The organism is Leucobacter sp. M11, assembly GCF_035726885.1.
Lineage (GTDB): Bacteria > Actinomycetota > Actinomycetes > Actinomycetales > Microbacteriaceae > JAPFRB01.
This window is the reverse complement of sequence record NZ_JAPFRB010000001.1, coordinates 632,538-634,957: the sequence shown is the minus strand read 5'-3', so window position 1 is coordinate 634,957 and position 2,420 is coordinate 632,538. Positions and strand designations below refer to the sequence as shown.

At 72.1% G+C, this 2,420-nt stretch carries 3 protein-coding genes; 2 read left to right on the top strand and 1 reads right to left on the bottom strand.

The genetic code is table 11. The features are described 5' to 3' along the window. Positions 1-837: helix-turn-helix transcriptional regulator (locus OOT08_RS03280; protein ID WP_325091114.1), on the top strand; the 837-nt coding region annotated here is incomplete at its 5' end. A 74-nt stretch (positions 838-911) separates the two neighbouring features. Continuing rightward, positions 912-1,994 (top strand): ABC transporter substrate-binding protein, encoded by a 1,083-nt coding sequence (locus OOT08_RS03275; RefSeq protein WP_325091113.1) that lies wholly within the window; start codon positions 912-914, stop codon positions 1,992-1,994. A gap of 96 nt (positions 1,995-2,090) precedes the next feature. On the opposite strand, the gene OOT08_RS03270 is transcribed toward OOT08_RS03275, so the two are convergent. Further along, positions 2,091-2,387 (bottom strand): hypothetical protein, encoded by a 297-nt coding sequence (locus OOT08_RS03270; RefSeq protein ID WP_325091112.1) that lies wholly within the window; start codon positions 2,385-2,387, stop codon positions 2,091-2,093. Between the last annotated feature and the right edge of the window lie 33 nt (positions 2,388-2,420).

The window sequence follows — 2,420 nt, the reverse complement described above, 5'->3', positions numbered from 1 at the left end:
TTCGCGCGGGCGCCCCTTCCGCGCGCGGTTCCCGCCCCCTACCTCCTCACGACGGATGTCTTCGAGCGCGCCGAGCTCGTGAGCTGGCCGAGGCACAGTCACGAAGAGCACGAGCTGCTCTGGTCGGAGCGGGGCGTCGTGACCGCCCGCGCCGGGGGGCGCGTCTGGACGCTGTATCCCGGGGTGGGCATCTGGATTCCTCGGCGCATCGCGCACGAGGCCCGCTCGGAGGCCGGGGTTCGGGTGGGCACCACCCTGTTCGCGCCGGAGGGCTGGACCCCGGACTGGGCGGGGGTGACCCCGGTGCGGGTGAATCTCGCGGTGCAGCGGCTCCTGGTGCACCTCGCGCGCACCGGGATGGAGCACGGGGATCGGCTCCGGGCCCAGCGGGTGTGCATCTCCCTGCTGGAGCCGATACCGACGGGCGGGATTTCCGCGCCCATTCCGCAGGACCCACGCATTGCGCCGATCGTCGCCGCGGTGCTCGGGGACCGGGCGGACGGGCGCTCCCTGGAGGACTGGGCGCTCGCGCTGCACCTCAGCCCGCGGACCGTCACCCGGGCGTTCTCGGCGGAGGTGGGCATGGGCTTTGCTCAGTGGCGACGGCTCGTCCGGATGAGCGAGGCCCGCGGGTTGCTCGCCGCGGGGGTCTCGGTTACCGAGGTGGGCCGCCGGGTCGGCTTCGGCACGACGAGCGCCTTCGTCGCGGCCTTCCGGCGGGAGACGGGGCGCACCCCCGGCGCGGCCGCCGGAGACGCCGCGCCTGAGCGGGCCCGCGAGCGCCTGAGTCCCGAATGGGACACCGGCCGTCCGCGGCGCGACGGGGGAGCCCTTTAGGCTCATGTGTTAGGCAAGCCTGCCCTCACTCGGGTCGGCTCGTCTCCCCTCACGCATCAACGGCAGGAGTCCCCATGTCCCTCATTCGACCGACCCAGTCTGGCGCGAGCGCGCGCCGGGGCGGTATCGCCGCCCTCACGCTGATCGCCGCCCTGGCGCTCACCGGCTGCGCCTCGGGCACCCCCTCGGGTGACCCGGCCGCGTCCGGCGGCGGAGGCGGCCACGCGGAGTCCGGCGCGTTCCCCGTGTCGATCGAGCACGCCTTCGGCGAGGCCAAGATCACCGAGGAACCCGAGCGGGTCGTGACCCTCGGCTGGGCCGCCGAGGATGCCGTCGTCGCGTTCGGCGTCGTGCCCGTCGCCGTGCCCGAGTACGGCTGGGGGGCCGATGAGGACGGGTACCTGCCCTGGTTCCGTGAGGCGGTTGAGGCGACGGGCTCGCCGATGCCCGAAACCCTGAACTCCGAGGACCGCGCGGGCGAGGTGAACTTCGAGCAGATTCTGGGGCTGGAGCCCGACGTGATTCTCGCCCCGTTCTCGGGGATCACCGAGGAGGACTACGAGCGGCTGAGCGAGATCGCCCCGACCGTGGCCTTCGCGGAGAAGCCCTGGGCTTCCTCCTGGCAGGAGATGACGACCGTCGTCGGCCAGGCGCTGGGGCAGCCGGAGCGGGCGAAGGAGCTGCTCGCCGAAACCGAGGCCCAGATCGCGGAGCAGGGCGCGGCGCACCCGGAGTTTCAGGGGGTCACCTTCGCCTACGGGATGGGCATGCCCGACGGGGCAAGCGAGCTGACGCTGTACTTCCCGGCCGACCCCCGAGTGGAGATCATCGAGGGGCTCGGCTTCGTGACGCCCCCGTCCATCGTCGACTTCGCGGCGTCCACGGGCGCGAGCTCGAGCGAGAGCATCAGCCTGGAGCTGCTTCCGGACATCGACGACGCCGAGGTGTTCCTGGCGTGGGCGGGGAGCGAAGAGGACGCGAATCGGACCCTGAAAAACCCGGTGGTGAGCGGCTGGGGTCCCGTTGCCGCGGGCAAGGACCTCGTGCTGACGGAGCCCTCGCTGGTGTGGGCGACCTCCTCGCCGACCGTGCTCAACATCGGCTGGGCGCTGGACGAACTGGTTCCGCAGCTCTCTGAGCTGGTGAAGCGGTCCTAGCCGACGCGGCGCTCGACGCCTGGCACGCGACCGGGGCGCTGCCCGTGGAGGAGCCTCGGCTCCTCCCCGGGCAGCGCCCCGGTCGCGTTTCGGGCCTTACGCGGGGGTGCCGTAGACCATGCGCATGGTCTCGGGGCTGTCGACCAGGGCCATGAGGGCGCCGAAGACCGGGGTGCCCGCGACCTTGGCCATAGAGGTCTGGGCCTCCTCCAGGGAGTCCCAGCGATAGTCGAGGAGCCAGGCGTGCTCGGCGCCGTCGACGCGGAAAAGATCGCGGGAGCGGAAGCCGCCGATGCCGCGGAGCTCGGCGTCGAGGGCGGTGAGGGCTGCCTGCAGTGCCTCGATTTCGGTGCCGGGGAGCGTGCTGAACTCGATGGTTTCAATGACGGACATGGGGTTCCTTTCGTGGGGGACTGCGGATTTTGG

Excerpts from the sequence above, each read along its gene's own strand:
- OOT08_RS03270 (WP_325091112.1), bottom strand. The coding sequence starts at position 2,387 with ATGTCCGTCATTGAAACCATCGAGTTCAGCACGCTCCCCGGCACCGAA.
- OOT08_RS03275 (WP_325091113.1), top strand. The coding sequence starts at position 912 with ATGTCCCTCATTCGACCGACCCAGTCTGGCGCGAGCGCGCGCCGGGGC.